Source organism: Bartonella sp. MU70NMGDW (genome assembly GCF_042194085.1).
Lineage (GTDB): Bacteria > Pseudomonadota > Alphaproteobacteria > Rhizobiales > Rhizobiaceae > Bartonella > Bartonella grahamii.
In genome coordinates, this window is sequence record NZ_JBHIMK010000445.1 from 1 (window position 1) to 952 (window position 952).

Below are 952 nucleotides of genomic sequence, written 5' to 3' on the forward strand. Positions count from 1 at the left end.
TTATCATCAGGTGTTACAGGTGAAATCCATTATGTTGATTCAGGCTATAACATCATGTCTATGCCAATACTTGAAGAACTAAAAAAGAGTGACGATTCCCAAGAAGGATAAAATTTATTTCATTGCACTAAAAAATAAAATCAATCATGTGCATAGTTCTTTAGTCGGGTATTGAATACTTTCTCAGCTATATAACAGTGTATTGACTTATTAATAATATGACGTAAGGTATTTGTGCAAGTTTTTGTAAGAATAAGTGAATGCAAAACCAGATGTACGATGCCTTGTTTCGCAAAATATTTTATAAAAAGCCGGAATACTTCTTCAATCCATGGTTGATAAATTTTATATTGTATGACTTTATTTACTTTACTAAAGCATACGCTTTTGCCGTTGCTTATAAATCAATATCCAGCCCTCATGCCACCGCAGTTTGAAACAGAGATTAGAGAATTATTAAAATCCTTAGTCTCAGCTTTTGTATACCAGATTGAAAAAAATATTGCCTACCGTTTTATTTATTCTTGAAACGCAAATACAATCTAATTTAGGAAGAATATGAAGGCGTAAAGAAATCAATCGTTAATCTTACTATTATTCTTTAATGAAAGCATTTCTCTGATGTATCAGGTAAAATAGAACGCCTAAAAACACTACAGCTGTTGCTCCGGCATGTATTTTTTTTTAAAGATATCTCTCAATACACGCCATTTTATTTCACAATGGTACCTGTAGAACGTATAAAAAATCCCTGTGAAGTACATAAAATCCTTTTTTTACCACCATTTTAATGTTTACACAGATGACGAACCAACACCGTTATTTTACTTGCCATGTTCTAATGTTGAAACAACCCTTGACACCTGAGATGATTTATTAGAAGTATTTTTAATAATTTTTATCCACATACTAACCCGCTTGTGACAAGCAAACACATATTTTTAATTAATTC

The 952-nt window shown here is 31.2% G+C and carries 1 pseudogene; it reads left to right on the top strand.

Going from position 1 to position 952, the window contains the following annotated elements:
* Window positions 1-111, top strand: a pseudogene (locus ACFIKE_RS11525) (enoyl-[acyl-carrier-protein] reductase FabI); the annotation flags it as partial.
* Window positions 112-952 lie beyond the last annotated feature (841 nt).